This is a genomic window from Bacillus cereus group sp. BfR-BA-01379 (assembly GCF_022663605.1).
GTDB lineage: Bacteria > Bacillota > Bacilli > Bacillales > Bacillaceae_G > Bacillus_A > Bacillus_A mobilis.
Genome location: NZ_JAKUFT010000074.1, coordinates 1 through 22,762, shown reverse-complemented (window position 1 = coordinate 22,762; position 22,762 = coordinate 1). Strand labels below are relative to the sequence as shown.

Below are 22,762 nucleotides of genomic sequence, written 5' to 3'. Positions count from 1 at the left end.
TTTTCACTTCTTCTTTTACTTTCACTTTAAAAGTGATACTTCTTTCTTCTGTATCCGTAATCTCTGGATACTTCGCCAGTACCTTACCGTTTTCCACTTTCAACTCTACTGGATTTGGCTTAGAACCTTCTGCTTTCACACTGTTTTCTACATACTCTAAACCTTCTGGTAGAGTATCTTCTATTTTCACCTCTGCTAGTTTTCCGTTTTCTACCGTATTTTTAAAGCTAATTCGGTATTCTACTTCATCCCCTAACTTCGGCGTTTCATTATTTACGCTTTTCTTTGCTTTAATTTTTCCATCTTTGTGTAATGGAGTAATTTTTGCTTCTGGCTCTTTTGACTCTTTCGTATCATCAACAATTGCCTTATTGACGATTTCCTTGCCTACTTCCGCTTCTTCTTTCACCTTTACTTTAAAAACGATACTTCTTTCTTTCGTATCCGTAATATTTGCGTATTCAGCGATAACTTTTCCATTTTTCACATGTAACTTTACTGGAGCCGGTTTATCGCCTTCCGCTTTTTCACTACCTTTTACATACTCTAAACCGTTAGGGATTGTATCCTCTATTTTTACCTTTTCTAGTTTTCCGTTTTCTACCGTATTCTTAAAGCTAATTCGGTATTCTACTTCTTCTCCTAGTTTTGGTGATGGATTATCTACTGTCTTCTTCGAATCAATTATTCCATCTTTATATTGCGGAGTAATTCTTTCCTCCGGCTCAATCGGTGGATGTTTCGTATCATCAACAATTGCTTTATTGACGATCTCTTGACCTACTTTTACTTCTTCCTTCACCTTTACTTTAAAGACGATACTTCTTTCTTTCGTATCCGTAATATCAATATACTTCGCTTTAACTATCCCAGCTTCAACCGTTAATTCTACTGGACCCGGTGCTTCACCTTCAGCCTTAATACTATTTTCTACATATTCAAGACCGGTTGGAATTGTATCTTCTACTCGCACCTCTGCTAGTTTTCCGTTCTCTACCGTATTATGAAAACTAATTCGATATTCGATTTCTTCCCCTAGCTTCGGCTTTTCATTATTAACTACCTTTGTAGCGGCAATTTCACCTTTTTTACTTTGCGGTGTAATAACAACCTTTGCATCAGTCGGATCATGTTTCGGATCTTTTGCAACTGCTTTGTTTACAATTGCTTCTCCTACTTTTGCCGTCTCTTTTACTTTCACTTTAAAAACAATACTTCTTTGTTCCATATCCATAATTTCTGGATATGTTGCAGTTACCTTGCCATTCTCCATTTTTAGTTCTACTGGCTCTGGTTTTATACCTTCTGCTTTCAAACTATCTTTCACGTATTCAACACCTTCAGGCAACGTGTCTTCTATCATCACCTTTTCTAGCTTTCCGTTTTCTACCGTATTATGAAATGTAATGCGGTACTCTACTTCTTCTCCTAGTTTTGGTGTTTGATTCGTTACGCTTTTATCTATGGTTACTTTACCGTCTTTATAACCTGGCGTAATCTTTTCTTCTGGATGCTCCGGCTGAACATTCGGATCGCTAACAACTGCTTTATTAACAATTGTTTCTCCTGCTTTTGCTTCTTCTTTTACCTTCACTTTAAAAATGATGCTTCGCTCTTTTGTATCTGTAATCTCTGGATATTTTGCGATTACCTTACCATTTTCTACTTTTAACTCTACTGGATTTGGTCCAGCACCTTCAGCTCTCTCACTGCCTTGAACAAATTCTAAGTTAGCTGGAATTTCATCTTCTATTGTAACTGCCTCTAGTTTTCCGTTTTCCACCGTATTTTTGAAGCTAATTTGATATTCAACTTCTTCTCCTAGCTTCGGCTTCTTATTTGTTGCTTTTTTCTTTGCATCAATTTTGCCGACCTTATGCTGTGGTGTAATCTTTTCTTCTAGATCCTTTGGTGGATTTGTTTTATCACTAACAATTGCTTTGTTAACAATTTCTTCACCAATCTTTGCAGTTTCTTTTACTTTCGTTTTAAAGACGATACTTCTTTCTTCCATATCCATAATTTCTGGATACTTTGCAATTACTTTGCCATTTTCAAATTTCAGCTCTACTGGCTCTGGTTTTGCACCTTCTGCTTTCAAACTATCTTTCACAAACTCAAGACTACTCGGTAATTCATCTTCAATCGTCAATACATCTAGACGTCCATCTTTTACCTTGTTTTTAAACGTAATGCGATACTCGACCTCGTCACCTAAACTCGGTGTTTTATTAGAAGCTATTTTTGTCGCTTCTATTTCTCCTGGAACTTCTTTTGGAGTCGTAACCGTAATATTTGCATCGTCTTCACTCTCATACTTTATCTCGGCACTATCTTGTCCCTTTACAGCAACGACATTTTTTACTGTTGTATCTGATTGTATAGATTCTTTCACTTTCACCTTAAATGTAATAACGGCACTTTCACCAGGCTGTAAAACACCACCGTCTGTAGCATCTGCCCCTTCACCAATACGGAAATCAATTTGATTATTTACAAATTCTGCTTCATCATCGTTTGCATCATCTGTTTTTTGTCCTTTATTGCTTCCACTAATATATTGGATTGATCCCGGGATATACTCTAAGCGAGTATCTAATTTATCAAAACCTTTTACATTAGATACCGGTGCTTGATTGTTTTTCGTATCATTTTTCACTTCAATTTGGTACGTAATTTCTTCGCCAACTTTAACTTCCTTAATTTCTTTTCCAGCACTATCTAACGCCTTTTTATCAACTTGTAAATTTGGTGCATTATGTTCTGTGACGAAAGTAGTGTTGTTTAATACGTAAATATCACCGCCACCACCATATGCTCTAAAGCGCATTTTCCCTTCTTTTAAATCATTTTTCACTTGGTTTGGTCCCTCAAGATGATACGTATGAATATCTGTACTAAATGAATTTGTCCAATCTGGGTTATATCCCGGATATTTTTTTGTAACAAACTCGTTAGTGCCATCGACTTGTACTTCTGTCATAGACGAGTCATTAACATCATTATCTTTACCGTTAATGTTTTTAAATTTTTGATATCCTAATCCAAAGTCATACTCTCCATAATCATAGGCATATCCATCATGATCAGCAGGATCTCCTTGTGACGAGAAATAACTAAATTTTGCCTTAAAAGCCCCTTCTTTCGGTGTATTTATTTTATTAACACCAATATCTGCCCAAGCTGTACTTTTTTGAGAAACTAAACCTTCCCAAATTTTCATATCTTTTACGGTTTCTTTATAGTTTTCATAAACTAATATAAGATTCCAGTTGCCCCAGTAGTAGCCACTGCCCTTTTCGAATTTAATTTGCGGTACATTTGCAACTGTCACCGTTTGAGAAATACCTTGTTTTGCAATTACATTTGTTACATCAGCAAATGCAACATATCCTGCGCCACTGCTATAGTGATTCGCAATATATGGTAAATAATCCGCTTTTCGTATACTATCAGCACTTACTTCAGCGTATTGCTTATTTCCCATCTTCATTTTAACTGGCTGTCTTACATCTTCATCGCTAACTCTATAGTCGGTCCTTGCATCACTTGGAGTCCCCATAGCTGCTGTCCAAAATAAATACGCCTTTTTCACTTTACTTCCAGCAGGGATGTTAGGAAACGCTCCTGTTGATGAATTAAATGTAGTGTCATCATTATCAATATCTACAGCTTTTTTATTTACTTTCCCCCCGACACTTTGCCGAGTATAATAATTATCTGTTAGCCCAAGCGTCACATTACCAGTCTGCACTAAATCTCCAGCGGCAATTGTAGAATACAGTGGATCTCCAAACCCTTGCTTATCCCCTATTTGGATTTGAACCTTTGAAGCATTTTCTGAGGCAGCTTGTACTTTTGCATCGCTCTGATTTTCCGCTTCTTTTTCTGGTTGCTTCTCATCTTTAGCTACCGGTTGTTCTTCCTTCTCTAGTTCTGTTTTTAATACAGGTTTATTTTTATCTTCTGCAGATACTTTTAATTTTCCATTCACTTCTTTAGTTTTAGCATCAGCCGGTGACCCAATGTTTTTCTTACTACTGTCACCCTCATCGTCGGCATTCGCTTCAACCTTGTCTCCAGAAGGAATCCCTTCAACATCTACAGACATATTTCCTATTTGCACTCGATCTTTTTGCACACTAATTTTTTGTTTGTATTCTTTATTAAAATGCTGTGCACGGCTAGCTTTTATTAACACAGTCATTTTTTCGTGTGATTTTAAATCTTGAATTTTAATATTGGAAGAAAGAAGCTTTCCTCCCTTATCTTTTTCCTCTATATAGAAATCAGCTACCTTATTTTCAGGTAACTTCTCTCCGTTTACTTTCATAGATTGAGGAAGGAACATAATTTCATTGTCATTATTTTGTTTCATCACCAATTCTTGAATTGATGTATCTCCCGTATTTTCAATCGTATATTGAAATACGTGTTCCCTCTCAGCTACTTCTCCCCTATATATTTCAGCATTCACTTTCTCTGCCTTAATCTTCACATCATGCCCTTGTAACTCATCCCACCTTTTTTCATTTATCTCTGTAGCAAAAGCGCTAGGTGAAGGTAATATGATGGATAGGAGAAGTGTAATCATTGTTACGACATTAAAACATTTCAACACTTTTTTCATATTTTCTACCTTTTCTCCTTTCTATATATTTGCTATCCGTCTACTTCATTTCATTTAGTAGCCGGAAACATAACAATATATATCCACTCGCAACAATCCGTCCTACGAAGATGCATCATTGAAATCCCCATTTCAACAATACAAATCTCATAGAATATTACTATTTTAATTTATCAAAAATAGCATATATATCGGATACCCATATAAACCCTTATCATTTTTTTAATATAGGAAAAACCCCCTATTATATAGGTTTATATGACAGTTAAAGGATACATAAAAATCTTAACATACTCGCTAATCTATTTATACAAGCAATAGGAAGTTTACCATTTTTTACTTATTTTAGTTCATTAATTATTATTTAAATTCCTGAAACATAGAAACCGTTACATGTAAAAATATGTTATATTAATCAAGAACAAACGTTCTAATTTGAAGGAGGAATTTTTAATGATAAACGAACCTATTATCGTAAAAAAAGAAGCTTTCCAAGCAATCGGCGTTTCGATTACGACGACAAATGAAACAGAGGCATCTACTGAAGGAAAAATTCCAGAGCTTTGGAACCAATACTTCCAAGAACAAATGATGCATCACATCCCAAATCAACAAACGAAAGAAACATTCGCTTTCTACTCAAATTACGAATCAGATGAAACTGGTACATATCAATTTACAATCGGTATGCCCGTTTCTTCATTAGAAGACGTGCCTGAAAATATGACAACTTTAACAATACCTGCCGCTACGTATGCGGTATTTACAACGAGAAAGGGACCAGTTGCTGAAGTCGTTTGCGAAGCTTGGGAATATATTTGGAAATGGTCAAAAGAAAACAAACGTGCTTTTACAACAGACTTTGAGCTGTATGATGAAAAAGCAACCGATCCAACTAACGTACAATTGGATATTTATATTGCATTAGCCTGAACGACAAAAAAGAAGATACCAACTGGTATCTTCTTTTTTGTCGTTAAATAGCCACTGTGCAAATTCAACATTATTGTCTACAATGAAAAAGTGCAGTATAGAAATATTAGAAACTGTATAAAACGATTGTTAACAGGTTTTTTAGTTTAAATTTGTCACATAGAAAGGAAGCAATATGGAGGAACTACAACAAAATAAATCTGCTTTAGAGGGAAGCGGAAAACCGTTATTAAAAAATACGAATTTCCTTTTTCTTTGGGCAGCTACACTCTTTTCAAGTTTTGCTTTAGCCTTTTTTACTTTTTCACAAACGTGGTACATAGCAAAAACATTAAACCTTGAGGCTTCACTCGGTGTTGTTTTCGTAGCTCTTAGTGTTCCAAGGCTTATTTTTATGATTATTGGCGGCGCTGTAGCTGATAAATTCCCGAAAAAAAACATTATGTTTTATTCTAATATTATTCGTGCTATTCTCGTCGCGACCATTCTTACATGGTTCATCGTAGGTGATGTAACACTGTATACATTTGCTTTATTCGCTTTATTCTTTGGGCTTGCTGATGCTTTTTTCTGGTCAGCGGATGGATCTATCTTACCTGAACTTGTAGAAAAAAGCCGTTTAACACAAGCAAACTCACTTACACAAATGACAAACCAAGCATCAGTCATCTTAGGCCCTGTACTTGGCGGAATTCTTATCAAATTTACGAACTATGAAACGATTTTTTCGATCACGATTTTATTACTGATCGTCGCAGCCATACTCGTTCAAAAAATACAATTTACGATGCCAGAGCAGCAAAATACAGACAAAGGCATGTTCACTTCTATTAAAGAAGGAATCTTATATGTAAAGGAATCACCATTCCTTTCAACTTTCCTTCTTTGTAGCGCCTTTTTAAACTTATTTTTAATTGGTCCGATGCAAGTCGGTTTCCCGCTTTTCGTTAAAAATGTTCTGCACGGTGATTCGCTTCAGTTTAGTTACTTAGAAGCATCTGTAGGTGGCGGAATGGCAATAGGCGCTGTCATTGTCGGTTTAAAAAATATTAATCGTAGACGTGGTCTATTTTGCATTATCATGATGCTACTGTCTGGTGTATTCTTCTTATCCATTAACTTTAGTACCGTACTTTGGCAAGCATTATTAGCTGGCATGTTTTACGGTATTACAATCGCAATGGCTATCGTTCCGCTTATGGCGATGATTCAATCGACAGTAAAAGAAGAAATGATGGGACGCGTAATGAGTTTACTTATGCTATCATCAATGGGCTTTATCCCGCTTTCTTATGCATTCACATCAATCGCACTTGCAATAGGAATTCCAATCGTAGCCGTTATGAAAAGCGGTGCAATCGCCGTTATCGTCTTCGTACTTTTTGTAGCGATTCGTGTTCCAGTTGTAAGAAAGTTTGATTAACCACTTGGAGTCATGTGTTATACGCATGGCTCCTTTTTAAATGGATCGAATAACGATATTCCCTTACTTCTTCTCACAGCTGCTCCCCATTCTAGTCCAACCTCTAAAAATAGATTCCGCACTGTACTATATAAAAGCGCCTTAACATTTTTACGGATTTCCCCGTATTTATACGCTCTCACAACACTCTTTACTCGCCAAATGAAATTTCCATACACTTCTTCATCGGCTAATATTTGCTCCAGTAACACGCCTTGCTGTAGTAACCCGCTCTTTTTATATGCAAGTTCCACCTTACTCCAAAATATATTAATCTTCTTCGGATTACGCGTCATCGGCACAAGTGCGTATATAAAAGGCCTCGGTATATCGTGGCGGCAATACGTCTCATCAAGTTCGTACGTTTCTTTTCTATTCTCTTTTATTTGTGGAATGTTTTTAGAAAAAATTGTTTCCTCCTCATTTTTTTGCTCATTTTTACTACAGCCAGCTGCAAGATCATCACTTTCACATGCGGACATTTTCATACGGTCATCCATGCGGTCAATTGCAGATGTAAGAAATACATATAAGTTCGCACTATACCCACCGCGCCTATGTCTTTCTTTTGTCGCAACACGCTTTATAATTCCTAGTTCCTCTAACTTTGCAATTGAACGGCGTACTGTACGAATGCTCTTTCCAACATTCGTCGCAATCGTCTCCATTAACGGACAAGCAACTCCCACTGTTTTCTGTTTCTCATTCACTGCATACTTTCCTAAAAAATAAATGATGGTAGCATCCGTCTTATTTAATTGGAATCGATAGTACTTCAAAACTTGTTTTTGATATGTATTAAACTCTTCTTTACTTCGAAATTCACTGTATGGTTTCATTAAGTTATATAAGCTTCCCATTTTTATCACCTCATTTATAGGTAAGAGTCAGGAAGCAAAATTGGCGTGATATTTTAAATTTTTTTGGAGGTGACAATATGATCGTAATAAGTGCTTGTTTAGGTGGTATCGCTTGTCGGTATGATGGAAATGACAATCTCGTTTCAAAAATAGAAGATTTGCTGCAACAAGAAGATACGGTCCTCATTTGTCCTGAAGTATTAGGAGGATTACCAACACCTCGTCCTTCAGCTGAAATTATTGGCGGGAATGGCGATGATGTTTTAGATGGAAAAGCGAAAGTGATGACAAAAGACGGTGAAGATGTTACAGAAGCTTTCGTGAGCGGTGCTTATAAAGCTCTAGAACAAATTAAGAATTTACATCCAGAATATATTATTTTAAAGGAACGCAGTCCATCTTGTGGTAGTTCTACGATCTACACTGGAGAATTTAACGGGAATAAACAAACTGGTTACGGAGTAGCAACTGCTTTATTCAAAAAACATGGATTTAAAGTCATTTCGGAAGAGGATTTTGAGAATATAAAAAGGAATTGACCCTGTTCGTCAATTCCTTTTTTCTTTCTTATTTTGCACCTAGTTTTTCTTTCACTTTCGCAGGAAGCTCATCTTTCTTTACTTCTTCCCAAGCTGTTACACCTTTTTTATCTGAGTGATATACACGTAAGAATGCATCTTTACGTAAGTTTTTTTGTGCAATAAATTCTAATTCTTTTTCTTTTCCGTCTTTATCAAAACCAGTTAGTTTATATTCGTAATCTTTATAAGGCTGACCACTATCAGACTTACCATTATACTCTTTTCCATCTACCGTAATTTGAACGTAATACTCGTCTTTACCCATACGATTTAAATCACAGCCAACTAATAAGCTTGCAAATACAACTAAAATGCTAAAAAGTGCAATATATCTTTTCATTTCCTTCACCTCATGTGTTTTTCTTATATTGTTATCTTAAAGCCTAAGCTTTAAAGAAGAAATTCAAAAACATGACATGAACATTACACTTTTGTAAGATAATAATTATTTCTTTACTTTAGAAACCGTCATTCCGTCACCAATTGGAATGAGTACGGATTCTAAACTTGGATGCGTTGCTACTACTTCGTTATAAAAAGCCTTAAGGCTTTTTATCCTCTATCTCTTTACTGCCAATTTTTTATGTACCTATTACCGCCAATAACGTCTTTCACGCCAGTTTCGCCACTTATCACGGATTTTATCACGTAATCTCCTTATACCGTTTATTACACCTTCTATTATGCATTCTATTATAATATCTATCACAAGGTATCTTATAACTCTAAAAATAGAACCTATAACGTACTTCAATATAAATTCAAAAATATCTTCCAGCATATATCCCCCTCTTTCTATCCTTCCATTATAACTCTGGAAAACAGAGAACTTGAAGCTCAAATAAATGATAAAGAAATTAGAAGGCAATAGATGAAAAAGGATTTCTAAGTGATGAGTTGAATATATATTTATTGTTCTCTAACTTTTGAGCGAAAGTTTTTTTACATACGTTTCATTCTGTCCTAATTTAAAGTTTTCGAGAGGTGAAATAATATGAACCCTATTTTATTAGATGTTCCGTTACAAATAGAAACAGGAAGACTCATTCTTCGAGCACCACTTCAAGCTGGTGAAGGGAATATAGTACAACAAGCTATTAAAGATTCCATTAATGAATTAAAGCAATGGCTGCTTTTATTCCAGTCAATTCCTACTGTTGAAGAAACGGAAATTCTCCTGAGAAATGCGCATATAGATTTTTTGAAAAGAGAAAGCTTTCGCTATCTTATCTACCATAAGGAGACGAATGATTTTATTGGAACTGCTAGCCTTCACGGAATCGATTGGAAGGTTTCTAAATGTGAAATTGGATACTGGATTAACACACAATTTAGTGGAAATGGATATATGACAGAAGTAGTAAATGCGTTAATAAGCCTTGGATTTCAGTTATTCAAATTTAGAAGGATTGAAATACGATGTGAACGTAATAACACGAAAAGTCGTGCAATCCCTGAAAAACTAGGTTTTGAGCTTGAAGGGATATTACGTAATGAAGATCTTACAGCTGACGGCAAACAACTAACTGATACTTGCATCTATGCAAAGATAAATTAGATTTTAACATTCGTTATGCAACATATCTTAGGGCCGGTTTCTAAATTGGGAAGGCGACGTTTTTGATTTTTTACAGCAAAAGAAAAGACCTCCTTAACGATTTTATTTCATCGCTAAAAAGGTCTTTCTCTATTTCTGCTAAAAACTTAGCACTCTTCTGGCTTACCAGCATTCGTCGCTGTACGGAAAGATGATCCACATCCGCATGATGCGATTGCGTTTGGATTGTCGATTGTGAATCCGCCGCCAAGCATAGATTGTTTATAATCAATTTTTACTCCTTTAACAATTGGAGCACTTTCTGTATCGATAACAAATTCAACACCGAAAAATTCAAGAACTGTGTCGTCTTCTTTTGGTTCTACTTCAAATCCTAAGCCGTAAGAAAGGCCAGTACATCCGCCGCCATGTACAGCAAGGCGCACGTACTTCTCTCCATCTTCAGCATCTTTTAACATATCTTTAATTTGAAAAGCTGCTTGTTCTGTTACTTCAATCATGAAATACACATCCTTTCTGTTCTCATTCTATTATACATCTTTACGCTTCTATCTTGTACTCATACACTCCGCGGCAAATTACTTCCGCTGGTCCTTTCATTAACACATTGCCTTCTTCTGTCCATGCAATCATTAAATCGCCACCAGCTAAATGAACTGTAATTTCCTTACCACGTTCCATCTTTCCATTTAAAATAGAGGCTACAACCGCAGCACACGCCCCTGTTCCGCAAGCTTGTGTTACACCAGATCCTCGTTCCCAAACGCGGAAGTTCATTTCTTCCTCATTCAAAATCTCGATGAATTCAACATTTACTCGCTCTGGGAACATTTCATGTGTCTCAAGGACTGGACCAAGTGTTGTAAGAGGTGCTTGTTCTACATCATCCACAAAAATAACCGCATGCGGATTCCCCATTGAAACAGCTGTAAATGCATAACGATGATTATTGTATAAGAAGTTTTCACGAATAAATGGTGTTTCACCTTCACCAAGCATCGGTATTTCTTCACGTGTTAAACGCGGTGCTCCCATATCGATTTTCGCTAATGTAACTTTTCCTTCTTCTACCGTTACTTCCGCCGTTACAATACCAGCTAACGTTTCAATTGTGAAAAATGTTTCTTCTACTAGTTTATGCTCATACGCATATTTCGCTACGCAGCGTAAACCGTTACCGCAGCTCTTTCCTTCTGATCCATCATTATTAAACATGCGCATTTTCACCGGAGCTACGTCAGATGGACAAATTAAAATCATTCCATCTGCTCCAATACCAGTATTAATATTTGAAACCTTTTCCGCCACAAGAGCTAAATCTTCTTCCGGAATTTGTTCTTCAAACATATTTACATATATATAACTATTGCCAAGACCATGCATTTTTGTAAAAGAAAATTGGCTCATTTGTATTCACTCCAAAAATAATTTGTTATTTCAAGTATAAAATGCATGCTTTTAGAACACAATATGAATGTCCCCCGTTTCTCATATTTGACAACATTTGGCGGTGAGCCATTCTTGCACAAATTGTGTAAGAAAAAAGCCCTTCTAAAAGGGCCTTTTTTTATTTATATTCAGTATTATCCTCCCCTGCTAAATAGGATTTTATCTAATAGAAAAAGAAAAAGGTGCTGCCGATTGCAACACCTTAAAACATTGGATTTTCATCCAAATAATCATATACATTATTGACTAGTTCTTCTACTGTAGCACCTTGTACTACTTCACCATTTACAAGTGCAAACGGTCCTTCAAAACAAATGCCACAATATCCTAAACAACCATACTCCATTACATCTAAATTCGGATCTTTTTCTAATTTCTCTAAAGCTGCTTGTGAACCACTCGCAAGGTTACCTACACAAAATTCAATTAATGGTTTAATCAAAATTCTCCCCCCTGTACTACAAAACAAATTACCTTCTGACTATCTATAAGAAGAAAACTAAGCTGTCTCTTGTTGTTTTTGTTATACATCCTAAACTATTTAGTTACTTCACTATTTCACTTCAAAGTAGATGGTCTTATTTTATATAACATGATACTTGCAATGAAATGGTAACTAAAAAGGCAAAACAGTTTACTTTACTTTTCTTCTTATTGTACAACAGAGTATTCATTCATGCATTGTTATTTGTTCACAAATTCGATATAATTTGATTGAGTAAAGTCAAAATATTTTATTAATATAAAATTGTATGATTAGGGGATATTTCAACAGAAAAGGGGTAATCCATCATGAAACACCTCGTAATACTAGGTGGCGGCTACGGTGGAATGAGAATTCTGCAGCGGCTACTTCCAAGCAACCAACTTCCAGATGATGTACAAGTGACATTAATCGACAAAGTACCATATCATTGCTTCAAAACTGAATATTATGCATTAGTTGCGGGTACTATTTCAGAAACGCATATTCGTATACCGTTTCCCGAGCACCCACGCCTCAATATTCAATACGGCACAATAACAAATATTGATCTCGAAGAAAAAGCTGTTCATCTCGATGGCGGCGAAGCGATCTCATATGATGATTTAATTATCGGTCTTGGCTGTGAGGATAAATATCATAACGTTCCTGGGGCGAAGGAATATACACATAGCCTACAATCAATTGAACAAACTCGTAAGACATATGAACAATTAAATAGTCTAGAACCAAATGCAACAGTAGCTGTCGTTGGCGCTGGATTAAGTGGCGTTGAAGTTGCAAGTGAACTTCGCGAAAGCCGTTCTGATTTAAAAATTCACTTATTTGATCGAAAAGATAGGATTCTATTCCCATATCCAGAGAAATTAAGTAGATACGTAGAAGAATGGTTCGTAAAACATAAAGTTACTATTATAAGAAACTCTAACATTACAAAAGTAGAACCAAATATTGTGTACAACCACGATGAACCACTTGAATGTGATGCAATCGTCTGGACAGCTGGTATTCAAGCAAATGAAGTTGTTCGAAACCTTCCAGTTGAACAAGATGGTAGCGGACGGGTTGTTTTAACAAAATATCACAATATTCCGAATAACGAGCGCGTGTATGTTGTAGGAGATTGTGCAGCACTTCCACACGCACCATCTGCCCAACTTGCTGAAGGTCAAGGAGAACAAATTGTCCAAATATTATTAAAACGTTGGAATAATGAACCACTTCCTGACGAACTACCTGTAATTAAATTAAAAGGTGTTCTCGGTTCTCTTGGGAAGAAGCACGGCTTCGGTTTACTAGCAAACCAACCATTAATGGGACGTGTACCGAGATTATTAAAATCCGGTCTTCTTTGGATGTACAAGTATCATAAAGGTTAATACTTTACAGGCTGTCTACTAAGCAGGCAGCCTCTTTTATTCGTTAACATATAATTATCAGACACATCTTTCTCAATATGAATAATGATTTATTTTTCATTTTTATATTAAAAACTATCGATAAACAGTGTATGCTATTTATAAGTTGTTTTATTTCCTTTAAGACCGAATTCATTCGGTCTTATTTTTTGTGTTGTAAATACTTTTACAGGAGGCATTCCATTTTACTTATGAACGTAACGAAACTAAACGATCGAATAGAAGCGAAGAAGAAAGAATTGATCTATCTCGTTGAAAAGTACGGATTCACTCATGATAAAGTGATTTCTTTCAGCCAAGAATTAGATCGTTTACTTAACTTATTAATAGAACTTAAGACGAAGAAAAAACGTTGCTCTTTATAACCGTTATCCTCCCTTTTTTGATACGATATAACTAGAATCAGAAAGGAGCCATCTATGTTTATATTAAAAGACGTTACATACAAAGATATACTACACATTCCTTATTTACAGATTCAAAAAGAAAAAATCACATGTATTATCGGTGAGAGTGGGAGCGGAAAAAGTACATTGCTCCGCATGCTAAATGATTTGCAATCTCCAACATCCGGTACAATTGAATACAACGGAAAGCTGATTTCTGATTATCCTCCTATTCAATTACGACGTGACGTAGTCATGCTTGGGCAAACGCCACCTATTTTTGATGGAACGATTAAAGACAATCTATTAATGGGACTTCGTCTTTCTGAAAAACCATTTCCAAATGATGATATTTTGCGAGGCGCACTAACGACTGTTAGCTTAGAAAAAAATTTAGAAGACAACGCCGATTCATTATCAGGCGGGGAAAAACAACGACTTGCTTTTGCACGTATCGTACTTATGGATCCACCTGTTTATTTATTAGATGAACCAACCTCGGCACTAGATAGCGATACAGAACGCCGCGTTATGAAACAATTTACTATGCTAGCAAGAGAAAAGAAAAAAACAGTTATCTTCATTACACACTCACAACAACTTCCAGAAGAAATTGCAGACGATATTATTGAAATTAGTAAAACAAACGGTGCAACTAGAAAGGAAGTGCTCTCAATTGAAGGGCGTTATTGAACTCCAAATTTGGCAACTTGCCGCTGCATATATTTTTATTCTTATTTTAATTGGACTTGTAAAATTAAAAAGAATACCGCGTGAGAAACAAATTGCGCTCGCAACATTCCGTATGACGATTCAGCTCGTACTTATTGCCTATGTCCTGACATACGTATTTGAAAATAGTAATCCATTTTATACAATTGCTCTCATTACTTCTATTACTACCTTCGCAATTTTTAATATTTATAAACGAGTTAACATCCCAATGTCAAAAGACTTAAAACGAGTAGCCGCGCTTTCCATGGTTGCCGGATCAATTGGGCCACTTCTACTATTTATCTTTGTTATTATCGGGCACGATCCTTGGTATGCGCCGCAATACATCGTTCCGATTACGGGAATGTTAGTCGGGAATGCGATGACAGGTGTTTCTCTCGGTGCAAATACGTTCTTAAACAATATGAAATCGCAAAGAGGCCAAATTGAAGGTGCCCTTATGCTCGGCGCAACACCGAAAGAAGCCACCGCTCCTCTCATCCGTGACGCTTTTGACTCTGCTATTTTACCAACGATTAATTCTATGGTCGGAATGGGGATTATAAGCTTACCAGGCATGATGACTGGTCAAATCTTATCTGGTGTATCACCATTTACAGCTATTCAATATCAAATTGCTATCATACTTGGTATTTCAGGAAGCACTGCCTTTGCTGTTATTATCTTCTTACAGCTTGGATATAAAACATTCTTTAATAAGCGGTGTCAGTTGAAAGAGATTGACTATAGTGCGAGGTAAATCATGCTCTGTTCATCGTAAATGAAATTATATCGACTTACCGACAAAAAATGACAATAAAAAAGAGGAGGCTAATCGCCTCCTCTTTTTACTTACGCCTTCTTAACGAATTGTGATTTTAACTTCATAGCTCCGAAACCGTCGATTTTGCAATCAATATCGTGATCGCCATCAACTAGACGGATACTCTTTACTTTCGTACCGATCTTCACAACTGAAGAAGTTCCTTTTACTTTTAAATCTTTAATGACAGTAACAGCATCGCCGTCTTGCAGAACGTTTCCGTTCGCATCTTTTACAACTTTTGCACCATCATTATTTTCAGCTTCTGCTTCTTGGCCCCACTCATGAGCACATTCTGGACATACGAAAAGAACGCCATCCTCATACGTATATTCTGAATTACATTTTGGACAATTTGGTAAAGTAGCCATAAATTCATTTCCTCCGTTCATTATTTATACGTAAAAATCAAAATTGATGTTTACATCTCGATAAATAAAATTTGTACAGCATTTCTTTATAGTGCCATAGTCTTACGTTATTGACAAGCCTACCTGGAATTCTCATTTTTTATTGTATTTTACAAAATTTCAATTCGTATGGTGTTTTATGTTCACCTTTTTCGTTAATTCGCTTATTCGACATGTACTTCTTCTATCCAACTGCTCGTCTTAGATTTCACTACTATTAAGTGCTCATTTTCCCATTTTAGTTTGCCTAAAAATCTAGAATAGACTACTTCATTCCCTACTTCTTCTACGAGTAATTTATTTACTACCCTTAGCCCTTTATCGTTATACACTTCACACATTAGCTGGAATCCTTCCGAACGATGAATTCCTTTTAATATAGCCGTTTTCTTTCGGCTTGGGCTCTTCCTAGGCGTTTTATCCACTAAAAACACAATCTCGTAATTCTCTTTCTCTATTTCTTGCAGTGCTTCATTCACATACTCTTTAATCATTTCTAATGATATTTTTGAATGTTTTTCAATAGCTGGTACGACATAGAGATGAACCAACTCACAAAAATGCTTATATTTATCCTCAACTGATTCCAAATTTAAAAATTGCATATAATCATAAGGCACGAATATACGAATCTTCTCCAGAGCCTCCTGTAGTTCATAAGAAATATCTTCATTAGGGTTTGCTAGGCAATATATATCTATATTTTCTACAGTTTCTAATCCAAGATCCAAGCTACTTAACTTCTTCGAAAAAATTAATTCAAAAATTCTCATTTCATGTAATCGATTATAATGTTTTTTAGGACGTTTCTTAGCCCAATCATAAAAATGAACATCTATCATACTACCTTTTCCTCCTACTATTATTTGCTTTTCTAATATATAAAAAGAAGAACCTTCACAAGATTCTTCTTTTCAAAATGAACGAGTTTTCACTAGAAACTCCAACTATTTTCTTCAATATAAAATTGATACTCTTCTAACTCTTCTTCACTTAACTTCTTATTATTCTCATATACTTCTTGCCATTCAAAATAGTCTTCACTAAAATAAACAGCAAATTTTATTTTCACGTTTTTCTTCTCTGTATAATCATAACCAGTAAATTCTACTACGTCATAATCTTTTTCTTTCTTTACAAGCTTCCACGTTGGATTATCCGTCATAATCTCTAAAGTAACACCTTCATCACTTGAACGAACAACATTTTTAATGTTCGGCTCAGTTGGTAAAAAGGAGAGTCCCAACATAGCTCCGCCAAATATTAGCGTCACTATAACTTGTAAACCAATCATACCAGCAAAACTAGCGCCACCCTTTGATTGTAAGTAATACGCCTTCTCATGATCAGGCATATTTTCTTCCTTATGTAAAATACGGACAGCGTGCTTATAGTATAAACGGTTTCCTTGCCATCCAGTAAATATCATCATTCCTAATTGAAAAACTAAACTAATTGATAAAAAAATCCCATCTGGAATGTCTATAAAAGGCGGTATAAGTATACTAGGAACCGATAATAACATAAGTATAATAAACAACTTATACATTTTACGATAAGCTAACCACAAAGGCGGGAAGAAAAAGGCTACCCAATTCCACGTATTTCTTTGCGCTGGATTTTCTACTTTCCCCCACTTAAAGTCATAATACGCCGTATTCTTTTGAACAACTGTATGTAACTGTTGCGGAGAAATTGTTTCTTGTAAAACAGTGTCCTTCACGTACATCATCCTTTTCTCATATCTACATACGTGTATTTTATAGAAATAAAAAGAAGGAATCTAACAAAAAGTACATATATTTCATAAAAATGAACAGAATTCGAATATATTCCGACAATTACCTCTTTATTATTCCATTTTACTTTAAAATATATTAGAATACTTATGAATGATACGTTTAATACACTAAGTTAATCATTTTGTACACTCATAAAAAAAGATGTCTCAAAATCATTTTGAAACACCTTACTACCTTTTTATTATTTCAAACTATCCTTCACTTTCTCAATAACAACTTCTATACGTTCTGCTATACATTCCAGCTCCCATTCTCCCTCACCATGCATAGCCGTATAAACTGGACAATTTTCATCATTACTATCTACAAAGATTGGGTCCCCAATATATGAATCGAGTCCAATTACAATCCATCCTTCTTTCCAATCTCCTTCTTCATTCCCGATTAAACTTCTCCCTTCTTCATCAACGCTATAACCAAGTTGTCCTTCTTCTATCTCTTCACTATTAAATAGTTCTATTGTCATCGGTTCAAATTCATACTCTAACTCAATTTCATTATCCTCTGCACAATCTACATATTCTAAAAGTTGTTTAATTTTATTGTGATTCATCATAATAGTTTCTCCATTCTCTCTTAAGAAGTCTAGCTTTATTCATAATAAGCTGCCGCAATTAACATCTGAGCAATAAACTTCCATGGAATGTTTTCTGGAAGCTTCTCCCCTTGATTTATATACACTCCTTCATAAGCATCTAGCCAACCGTGTAATGCTTCTAAATAAGTCTCTACCTCTATGTTCTCCCATTCATCTTTATTCACTTTAAAATCCTTTTGAAGATATACAAGAAACTTCAACAAGTCTTCTCTAGAATTTACATGATCAAGGTATTCAAATACGTCCATATTTTATTCCTCCCTCTATCGCTCGTCATTTAAAATAACTATAATATATGACATAAGATTCTTAAAACTATTATTCGAGGTGACCAATATGAAACATACAATTTGGGCAGAAGATGACTATTTAAAATTAGCACCGATTAACGATGAACTAATAAAAAAAGCTGAAAAAGTACTAAATGTAAAGCTTCCGGAATCGTACATAAACCTGCTAAAAGAGCAAAATGGAGGAACGCTACGCCTTGATGCTCACCCTACTCCAGAGCCGAATTCTTGGGCAGATGATCACGTTAATGTTTCTGGCTTATATGGCATTTCTTTTGATGAAAATGAATCTAGTATTTTAGAGAGCCGTTATTTAATTCAGGAATGGGAAATGCCTGAGAATCTCGTACTTTTATCTGGGGACGGACATACGTGGATCGCATTAGACTATCGAAATGTTGCTGAAAATCCTCCAGTTATATTTATCGATAATGAGGTGGAGCAAATTATTGAATTAGCACCTAACTTTGAAAGTTTCTTACAAAACTTAACTACGTACGAAGATGACGAAGAGTAAGCCTCATTCTAAAGAGGAGCAAAATTTCATTACAAATTTGCACACTGCTTTAAAACCACTTGGATTTAAGAAAAAAGACACACCTTTTCCAAAGCTGAAAACGGATTTTATAAGCTCATTAACATACAAAAAAGCCAGTTTGGAGCTGACTTCTATATAAACATCGGGGTTCATCCAATAGGTCTCCCGCAGCTTATCACAGACCAGTTACAAATAAAAGAAAACATCTCAATATTCGATTGCATTCTACAAACTAGAATAGAGCCTATACATATGAACCAGAACCAGTTATTGCATAATGTTTCACATGAAACTATCGACATTCCTGATTATCTTTCTACCATTTTCGACTGGTTTCAAGTGTGGTCTTCTTATGAAAATTTAGCACAAACAAATATACACTCTATTACTCCGGTACTAGCTGTCGTTCCCATATTACAAGAAAAAGCGTTTCTGCTTCTTACTTGTTTCTCTTTCTATAACTTAAAACAGTACGAACAAGCTAACCGCTACTTACAGCAATATTTGCATTGTGCTGTGTATCTTAATACCGAGAAAAAAGAGCTAGTATTCTTTCACGAAGTTGATATGTATATGAAAAAACTAGTAGAAGGCTCAATGTAATTTCACATTTTGCTTTCTACTAGTGCTTTATCACACTTTTATATCCTTCTCCTACAACGCCCAAGTAATATTCATCTCTTCAAATGAATCTTTACATACTTCCAATCCTTCACCATCATCCGTTCCGATCATCGCCACTTCTTCTTTAGACAACATAATTTCCTCGTTTGGATTTTTGATTTTTCTCTCATACACGAGTTGTAAAAGCTCTATTTGCTCTTCTGTCAGCTCATATTCCTCTTCTAATCTTTCTATTGCTGATTGCAGATCAAGTAGTGGGATTTCTAACAAGAATCCGCCATGCTCTTCCATCTTTTCAAATGAATCAATTGAATACGCACCGCTCTCCTCAATCCAAAACGCCGCTGTAATGAACGGCACTGTTTCGCCCTCCACTTCTTCTAATACGTATTGAAGTGCTTCTTCTTTCGCAATATCTATTACTTCCGAAGGTGCCCCTTCAAAATAATTTTTCGCATCAATCCACTCATCAATTCTCTCGCTATTCACATCTTGCAGACATATGATCGTATAATCCGGATGAAACGTAATTGTCCCTCTTCCGCCTTGACTATCTTGCATATTATAGTTAAATCCATCCCATGAACTTTCATGCGAGAAATCAGGAGCATGTGCTACAAAAATCGCATCTGCAATCGACTTTAAGATGCAACCTTTCCATAGTTGTTCTTTATTTATATGTAATTTATATTTACTCATCATCTTCCCCCATACACATATTTTTTCTATTATCTTTCCTCTACATAATACTTGTAAAGCCTTTCCTACCTACTACAAAATACGAAAGACGCCCTTTTCAAAAAGGCGTCTTTTTACAATTGAAAATTTACTAATATAAAAAATGCATTATTTAATAAATGAATCCCCCATGGGACGAGTAAGTTATTTGTTTTCTTATACGTATAAGCTAAACATATACCGCCACCAAAAATATATAAAACACTCCCTACTGTAAGGGGATGACCTAAAGTAAATATAGAAGCACTTATAACGGCACTACTAAATATAGAGAAGCGCTGAGATAATTTCATAAAAAACATACCTCGGAATACAAGCTCTTCCCAAATCGGTGCAAAAACAGTGAGTACAACTACATATAAAATAATTTCATTTTTAGTAGGTTCTATTACTATATTAGGTTCGTCCACACGAAGTCCATGTGGTAAAACTAAATTTAATACCGCAAGATATATAAGCAGTACGATCATCGTCATTACTATCGTTACATAATGCTTAAAATTATTGAACTGTATTGATTTTACTAACTGCACACAGTAATTTCTTGCTGGTGCATATATTAAAATAATAGTAAGAAATGTTAAAGGTGGAATAAGATGATCTACATACCATGGATATAAGGAAGAGTCGAATAAAAGGTTCAAAAAGCCCATTCCATACATTACCCCAAAAATAATTATTATCATGCTAATTACTTTGAACATACTCATTTGTACATTCTTTTCTTCATAAGTAGCTAATTCTGTATTCATCCTATCTCCTCCAGTATAATTAAACCTTTTAAACCATTATATACCAATACCGACACAAAAACAGACGATACAATCTAATGTATCGTCTGTTTTTCCCTACCATTTCTCTCTACATGTTTCAATTAAATGCAGTAAGTACTTCCTCGTCGTATCTGCTCTTCTCCATCTTGAGAGCATTCGCTTTTCTTTTGGATTCTGCCTTATTCTAGCTACTTCTTTTAATAAAAGCTCCCATTCTTCCCCCGAACGTTCTGACAAGTAGTGCAACCCTCTATCTTTTGAAACGATTGTTTTATGATCTAGTGTATATAAAATACGGCCCATCGTAACGACTGCTGATTCTACCCACTCTTCTATAAAAAATAAATATGGTTGCTTCGCCTTTTCACTCCAGTACTGTTCTACGTTGTATTTCATCGTATTGACTACATCATCCCACCTTATTTGAAACAGAAGATCTTCCGCTTCTTTCCCGGTAACTGTAATACCTTGATTTTTCAATGTCCACCATGTGACCGCATTAATATCCCAATGACCTATATTTGCCCTACCATCTGCACAATACATGTACTCATTCATTTCATCATTGTATTTCCCTAAATCAGCAAGCGGAATATACATACCATCCATTCTTTTACCTAACGTACTACCACTAAGTTTCTTATGAAGTTCTACAAGTTGCTGTTTTTCAGCTTCATTCGCGGAATCACTTATTACTGTAACAAAATCAACATCGCTCGTTTCTGCATGAAATGCACCGAGTGCGATGGAGCCATAAATATATACCCCGACTATTTTTTCGTCTAAAAAAATTTCTTTTAATTCTACTGTGTACTGCTCCATTAACTGTTGTACTTCCGTTGGTAACGCATGCTTCACTCCATTTTTCACATCTATCCCTCCATTAAAAAAAGCCTTTGCAAATTCGCAAAGGCTTCCTGCTTTATAAATATTTCTCGATTTCTTCGTAAACATCCTTCAAACGAGGATTTCCTTCTCCAACAATTTCTCCATTTACAAGAACGACTGGATAAAATAAATCTTCCTCCACTACGCGCTCTGCGAATGCTTTTTTATCTTCATCTTCCTGTTCTTCTTGAAAATCAATATACTCGAAATTAAATTTATTTTCTTGTCCTTCATATTTACGACCAATCGCCGCTTGTAACCACTCAAACGTTTCTGTTGAAGATGGCATTCCAACGCAGCTCGCACAAATTACTTTCGTCCCATACACTTGCACATTAACCATTTCTTCTCCCCCGCCTCTTGTTTCAACAGCATATTAAGATGTCTTATTACATAAGCACATCATTTTACAAACTTATTCCCTACCCCTATACTGAAAAAACACGATAAAATATTTCGACAATAAAACAAGAAGAGAAAAAATAGATTTTCCCCTCTATCTTGATTATAATAAAACTGATGAAAGGAGTCGATAAAAATGGAAAACCCACATATGGAAGAACAAGTATTAGAAGTATTAGATAAATTACGTCCATTCTTACTTCGCGATGGCGGAGACGTTGAATTAGTAGACATTGAAGAAGGTATCGTAAAATTACGCCTTATGGGTGCTTGCGGAAGCTGCCCAAGTTCTACAATCACACTAAAAGCTGGTATCGAACGCGCATTACTAGAAGAAGTACCAGGCGTTATTGAAGTAGAACAAGTATTTTAATTAAAAGCGGAAGCGGCTCGTTCAGAAC

The 22,762-nt window shown here is 35.5% G+C and carries 26 protein-coding genes and 2 pseudogenes; 11 read left to right on the top strand and 17 right to left on the bottom strand.

Annotation, left to right across the window (positions count from 1 at the left end):
• Window positions 1-4,630: isopeptide-forming domain-containing fimbrial protein (locus MR113_RS22170; RefSeq protein WP_242256889.1), on the bottom strand; the 4,630-nt coding region annotated here is incomplete at its 3' end.
• Between the two features lie 453 nt (window positions 4,631-5,083).
• Here MR113_RS22170 and MR113_RS22165 point away from each other — a divergent pair.
• Together MR113_RS22165 and MR113_RS22160 are read left to right on the top strand one after the other, a co-directional pair.
• Complete coding sequence (locus tag MR113_RS22165) at window positions 5,084-5,563, top strand: GyrI-like domain-containing protein (protein WP_242256888.1); 480 nt, start codon at window positions 5,084-5,086, stop codon at window positions 5,561-5,563.
• A 175-nt stretch (window positions 5,564-5,738) separates the two neighbouring features.
• Window positions 5,739-6,986, top strand: a complete 1,248-nt coding sequence (locus MR113_RS22160; RefSeq protein WP_242256887.1) for an MFS transporter — start codon at window positions 5,739-5,741, stop codon at window positions 6,984-6,986.
• A 17-nt stretch (window positions 6,987-7,003) separates the two neighbouring features.
• Here MR113_RS22160 and MR113_RS22155 read toward each other — a convergent pair whose 3' ends face one another.
• Window positions 7,004-7,885: a helix-turn-helix domain-containing protein gene (locus MR113_RS22155; RefSeq protein ID WP_242256886.1), complete on the bottom strand. Its 882-nt coding sequence runs from the start codon at window positions 7,883-7,885 to the stop codon at window positions 7,004-7,006.
• Between the two features lie 77 nt (window positions 7,886-7,962).
• Between MR113_RS22155 and MR113_RS22150 the strand changes: the two genes are divergently transcribed.
• Window positions 7,963-8,424, top strand: a complete 462-nt coding sequence (locus MR113_RS22150; RefSeq protein WP_242256885.1) for a 2-thiouracil desulfurase family protein — start codon at window positions 7,963-7,965, stop codon at window positions 8,422-8,424.
• Window positions 8,425-8,452: 28 nt separating this feature from the next.
• On the opposite strand, the gene MR113_RS22145 is transcribed toward MR113_RS22150, so the two are convergent.
• The 3 genes and pseudogenes from MR113_RS22145 to MR113_RS22140 form a co-directional block, all read right to left on the bottom strand.
• Window positions 8,453-8,806, bottom strand: coding sequence for a YxeA family protein (locus MR113_RS22145; protein ID WP_242256884.1), 354 nt, complete (start codon window positions 8,804-8,806; stop codon window positions 8,453-8,455).
• A 105-nt stretch (window positions 8,807-8,911) separates the two neighbouring features.
• Window positions 8,912-9,001, bottom strand: a pseudogene (locus MR113_RS28405) (O-methyltransferase); the annotation flags it as partial.
• 57 nt (window positions 9,002-9,058) lie between these two features.
• The gene (locus MR113_RS22140; protein ID WP_061679574.1) at window positions 9,059-9,247 is read right to left on the bottom strand and encodes a hypothetical protein; all 189 of its coding nucleotides are present in this window, start codon (window positions 9,245-9,247) and stop codon (window positions 9,059-9,061) included.
• Between the two features lie 213 nt (window positions 9,248-9,460).
• On the opposite strand from MR113_RS22140, the gene MR113_RS22135 reads away from it, so the two are divergent.
• Window positions 9,461-10,024, top strand: a complete 564-nt coding sequence (locus MR113_RS22135; protein WP_242256883.1) for a GNAT family N-acetyltransferase — start codon at window positions 9,461-9,463, stop codon at window positions 10,022-10,024.
• Between the two features lie 146 nt (window positions 10,025-10,170).
• Here the strand turns inward: MR113_RS22135 and MR113_RS22130 are convergent, their stop codons facing one another.
• The 3 genes from MR113_RS22130 to MR113_RS22120 form a co-directional block, all read right to left on the bottom strand.
• Window positions 10,171-10,524 (bottom strand): HesB/IscA family protein, encoded by a 354-nt coding sequence (locus tag MR113_RS22130; protein WP_000573830.1) that lies wholly within the window; start codon window positions 10,522-10,524, stop codon window positions 10,171-10,173.
• A 40-nt stretch (window positions 10,525-10,564) separates the two neighbouring features.
• Complete coding sequence (gene dapF, locus MR113_RS22125; protein WP_242256882.1) at window positions 10,565-11,431, bottom strand: diaminopimelate epimerase; 867 nt, start codon at window positions 11,429-11,431, stop codon at window positions 10,565-10,567.
• A 244-nt stretch (window positions 11,432-11,675) separates the two neighbouring features.
• Complete coding sequence (locus MR113_RS22120; protein WP_000595025.1) at window positions 11,676-11,915, bottom strand: YuzB family protein; 240 nt, start codon at window positions 11,913-11,915, stop codon at window positions 11,676-11,678.
• 350 nt (window positions 11,916-12,265) lie between these two features.
• On the opposite strand from MR113_RS22120, the gene MR113_RS22115 reads away from it, so the two are divergent.
• The 4 genes from MR113_RS22115 to MR113_RS22100 all read left to right on the top strand — a co-directional run bounded on the left by MR113_RS22115 (window position 12,266) and on the right by MR113_RS22100 (window position 15,235).
• Window positions 12,266-13,336, top strand: a complete 1,071-nt coding sequence (locus tag MR113_RS22115) for an NAD(P)/FAD-dependent oxidoreductase (protein ID WP_242256881.1) — start codon at window positions 12,266-12,268, stop codon at window positions 13,334-13,336.
• A 230-nt stretch (window positions 13,337-13,566) separates the two neighbouring features.
• Window positions 13,567-13,740: an aspartyl-phosphate phosphatase Spo0E family protein gene (locus MR113_RS22110; RefSeq protein WP_063260526.1), complete on the top strand. Its 174-nt coding sequence runs from the start codon at window positions 13,567-13,569 to the stop codon at window positions 13,738-13,740.
• Window positions 13,741-13,794: 54 nt separating this feature from the next.
• The gene (locus MR113_RS22105) at window positions 13,795-14,454 is read left to right on the top strand and encodes an ABC transporter ATP-binding protein (protein WP_242256880.1); all 660 of its coding nucleotides are present in this window, start codon (window positions 13,795-13,797) and stop codon (window positions 14,452-14,454) included.
• Complete coding sequence (locus tag MR113_RS22100) at window positions 14,438-15,235, top strand: ABC transporter permease (protein WP_242256879.1); 798 nt, start codon at window positions 14,438-14,440, stop codon at window positions 15,233-15,235. Before MR113_RS22105 ends, MR113_RS22100 begins: the two co-directional genes overlap by 17 nt.
• Before the next feature lie 92 nt (window positions 15,236-15,327).
• On the opposite strand, the gene phnA is transcribed toward MR113_RS22100, so the two are convergent.
• The 5 genes from phnA to MR113_RS22075 all read right to left on the bottom strand — a co-directional run bounded on the left by phnA (window position 15,328) and on the right by MR113_RS22075 (window position 18,356).
• A complete protein-coding gene (gene phnA, locus MR113_RS22095) occupies window positions 15,328-15,669 on the bottom strand; it encodes an alkylphosphonate utilization operon protein PhnA (protein ID WP_000212737.1) in 342 nt (113 codons plus the stop codon).
• Between the two features lie 203 nt (window positions 15,670-15,872).
• A complete protein-coding gene (locus MR113_RS22090) occupies window positions 15,873-16,550 on the bottom strand; it encodes a hypothetical protein (protein ID WP_242256878.1) in 678 nt (225 codons plus the stop codon).
• Window positions 16,551-16,642: 92 nt separating this feature from the next.
• The gene (locus MR113_RS22085; RefSeq protein WP_242256877.1) at window positions 16,643-17,437 is read right to left on the bottom strand and encodes a DUF2628 domain-containing protein; all 795 of its coding nucleotides are present in this window, start codon (window positions 17,435-17,437) and stop codon (window positions 16,643-16,645) included.
• Window positions 17,438-17,691: 254 nt separating this feature from the next.
• Window positions 17,692-18,066, bottom strand: coding sequence for a hypothetical protein (locus MR113_RS22080; protein WP_242256876.1), 375 nt, complete (start codon window positions 18,064-18,066; stop codon window positions 17,692-17,694).
• Window positions 18,067-18,101: 35 nt separating this feature from the next.
• Entirely contained in the window at window positions 18,102-18,356 is a 255-nt protein-coding gene (locus MR113_RS22075; protein ID WP_242256875.1) for a DUF7660 family protein, read from the bottom strand.
• Between the two features lie 88 nt (window positions 18,357-18,444).
• On the opposite strand from MR113_RS22075, the gene MR113_RS22070 reads away from it, so the two are divergent.
• Window positions 18,445-18,915 carry an SMI1/KNR4 family protein gene (locus MR113_RS22070; RefSeq protein ID WP_242256874.1) on the top strand — a complete coding sequence of 157 codons (471 nt, stop codon included), beginning with the start codon at window positions 18,445-18,447 and terminating at the stop codon, window positions 18,913-18,915.
• A pseudogene (locus tag MR113_RS22065) lies at window positions 18,902-19,539 on the top strand (DUF4304 domain-containing protein). The gene MR113_RS22070 and the pseudogene MR113_RS22065 overlap by 14 nt, the downstream one beginning before the upstream one ends.
• A gap of 51 nt (window positions 19,540-19,590) precedes the next feature.
• Here MR113_RS22065 and MR113_RS22060 read toward each other — a convergent pair.
• From MR113_RS22060 to MR113_RS22045, 4 genes are all read right to left on the bottom strand, one after another.
• A complete protein-coding gene (locus tag MR113_RS22060; RefSeq protein WP_242256873.1) occupies window positions 19,591-20,259 on the bottom strand; it encodes a hypothetical protein in 669 nt (222 codons plus the stop codon).
• Window positions 20,260-20,372: 113 nt separating this feature from the next.
• Window positions 20,373-21,050 (bottom strand): CPBP family intramembrane glutamic endopeptidase, encoded by a 678-nt coding sequence (locus MR113_RS22055; protein ID WP_242256872.1) that lies wholly within the window; start codon window positions 21,048-21,050, stop codon window positions 20,373-20,375.
• 96 nt (window positions 21,051-21,146) lie between these two features.
• Window positions 21,147-22,025 (bottom strand): nucleotidyltransferase domain-containing protein, encoded by an 879-nt coding sequence (locus tag MR113_RS22050; RefSeq protein WP_242256871.1) that lies wholly within the window; start codon window positions 22,023-22,025, stop codon window positions 21,147-21,149.
• Window positions 21,994-22,302, bottom strand: coding sequence for a YuzD family protein (locus MR113_RS22045; protein WP_000248590.1), 309 nt, complete (start codon window positions 22,300-22,302; stop codon window positions 21,994-21,996). Before MR113_RS22045 ends, MR113_RS22050 begins: the two co-directional genes overlap by 32 nt.
• A gap of 195 nt (window positions 22,303-22,497) precedes the next feature.
• Here MR113_RS22045 and MR113_RS22040 point away from each other — a divergent pair, with 195 nt between their 5' ends.
• Window positions 22,498-22,734: a NifU family protein gene (locus tag MR113_RS22040; RefSeq protein WP_000431158.1), complete on the top strand. Its 237-nt coding sequence runs from the start codon at window positions 22,498-22,500 to the stop codon at window positions 22,732-22,734.
• Window positions 22,735-22,762: the final 28 nt, after the last annotated feature.

Bases quoted from the DNA above. Each gene is read 5' to 3' on its own strand.
- MR113_RS22145 (WP_242256884.1), bottom strand. From the start codon at position 8,806: ATGAAAAGATATATTGCACTTTTTAGCATTTTAGTTGTATTTGCAAGC.
- MR113_RS22115 (WP_242256881.1), top strand. From the start codon at position 12,266: ATGAAACACCTCGTAATACTAGGTGGCGGCTACGGTGGAATGAGAATT.
- MR113_RS22090 (WP_242256878.1), bottom strand. From the start codon at position 16,550: ATGATAGATGTTCATTTTTATGATTGGGCTAAGAAACGTCCTAAAAAA.
- phnA (WP_000212737.1), bottom strand. From the start codon at position 15,669: ATGGCTACTTTACCAAATTGTCCAAAATGTAATTCAGAATATACGTAT.
- MR113_RS22130 (WP_000573830.1), bottom strand. From the start codon at position 10,524: ATGATTGAAGTAACAGAACAAGCAGCTTTTCAAATTAAAGATATGTTA.
- MR113_RS22080 (WP_242256876.1), bottom strand. From the start codon at position 18,066: ATGATGAATCACAATAAAATTAAACAACTTTTAGAATATGTAGATTGT.
- MR113_RS22135 (WP_242256883.1), top strand. From the start codon at position 9,461: ATGAACCCTATTTTATTAGATGTTCCGTTACAAATAGAAACAGGAAGA.
- MR113_RS22045 (WP_000248590.1), bottom strand. From the start codon at position 22,302: ATGGTTAATGTGCAAGTGTATGGGACGAAAGTAATTTGTGCGAGCTGC.
- MR113_RS22075 (WP_242256875.1), bottom strand. From the start codon at position 18,356: ATGGACGTATTTGAATACCTTGATCATGTAAATTCTAGAGAAGACTTG.
- MR113_RS22165 (WP_242256888.1), top strand. From the start codon at position 5,084: ATGATAAACGAACCTATTATCGTAAAAAAAGAAGCTTTCCAAGCAATC.
- MR113_RS22160 (WP_242256887.1), top strand. From the start codon at position 5,739: ATGGAGGAACTACAACAAAATAAATCTGCTTTAGAGGGAAGCGGAAAA.
- MR113_RS22060 (WP_242256873.1), bottom strand. From the start codon at position 20,259: ATGAGTAAATATAAATTACATATAAATAAAGAACAACTATGGAAAGGT.
- MR113_RS22085 (WP_242256877.1), bottom strand. From the start codon at position 17,437: ATGTACGTGAAGGACACTGTTTTACAAGAAACAATTTCTCCGCAACAG.
- MR113_RS22055 (WP_242256872.1), bottom strand. From the start codon at position 21,050: ATGAATACAGAATTAGCTACTTATGAAGAAAAGAATGTACAAATGAGT.
- MR113_RS22110 (WP_063260526.1), top strand. From the start codon at position 13,567: ATGAACGTAACGAAACTAAACGATCGAATAGAAGCGAAGAAGAAAGAA.
- MR113_RS22070 (WP_242256874.1), top strand. From the start codon at position 18,445: ATGAAACATACAATTTGGGCAGAAGATGACTATTTAAAATTAGCACCG.
- MR113_RS22040 (WP_000431158.1), top strand. From the start codon at position 22,498: ATGGAAAACCCACATATGGAAGAACAAGTATTAGAAGTATTAGATAAA.
- dapF (WP_242256882.1), bottom strand. From the start codon at position 11,431: ATGAGCCAATTTTCTTTTACAAAAATGCATGGTCTTGGCAATAGTTAT.
- MR113_RS22155 (WP_242256886.1), bottom strand. From the start codon at position 7,885: ATGGGAAGCTTATATAACTTAATGAAACCATACAGTGAATTTCGAAGT.
- MR113_RS22150 (WP_242256885.1), top strand. From the start codon at position 7,963: ATGATCGTAATAAGTGCTTGTTTAGGTGGTATCGCTTGTCGGTATGAT.
- MR113_RS22050 (WP_242256871.1), bottom strand. From the start codon at position 22,025: ATGTTTACGAAGAAATCGAGAAATATTTATAAAGCAGGAAGCCTTTGC.
- MR113_RS22105 (WP_242256880.1), top strand. From the start codon at position 13,795: ATGTTTATATTAAAAGACGTTACATACAAAGATATACTACACATTCCT.
- MR113_RS22140 (WP_061679574.1), bottom strand. From the start codon at position 9,247: ATGCTGGAAGATATTTTTGAATTTATATTGAAGTACGTTATAGGTTCT.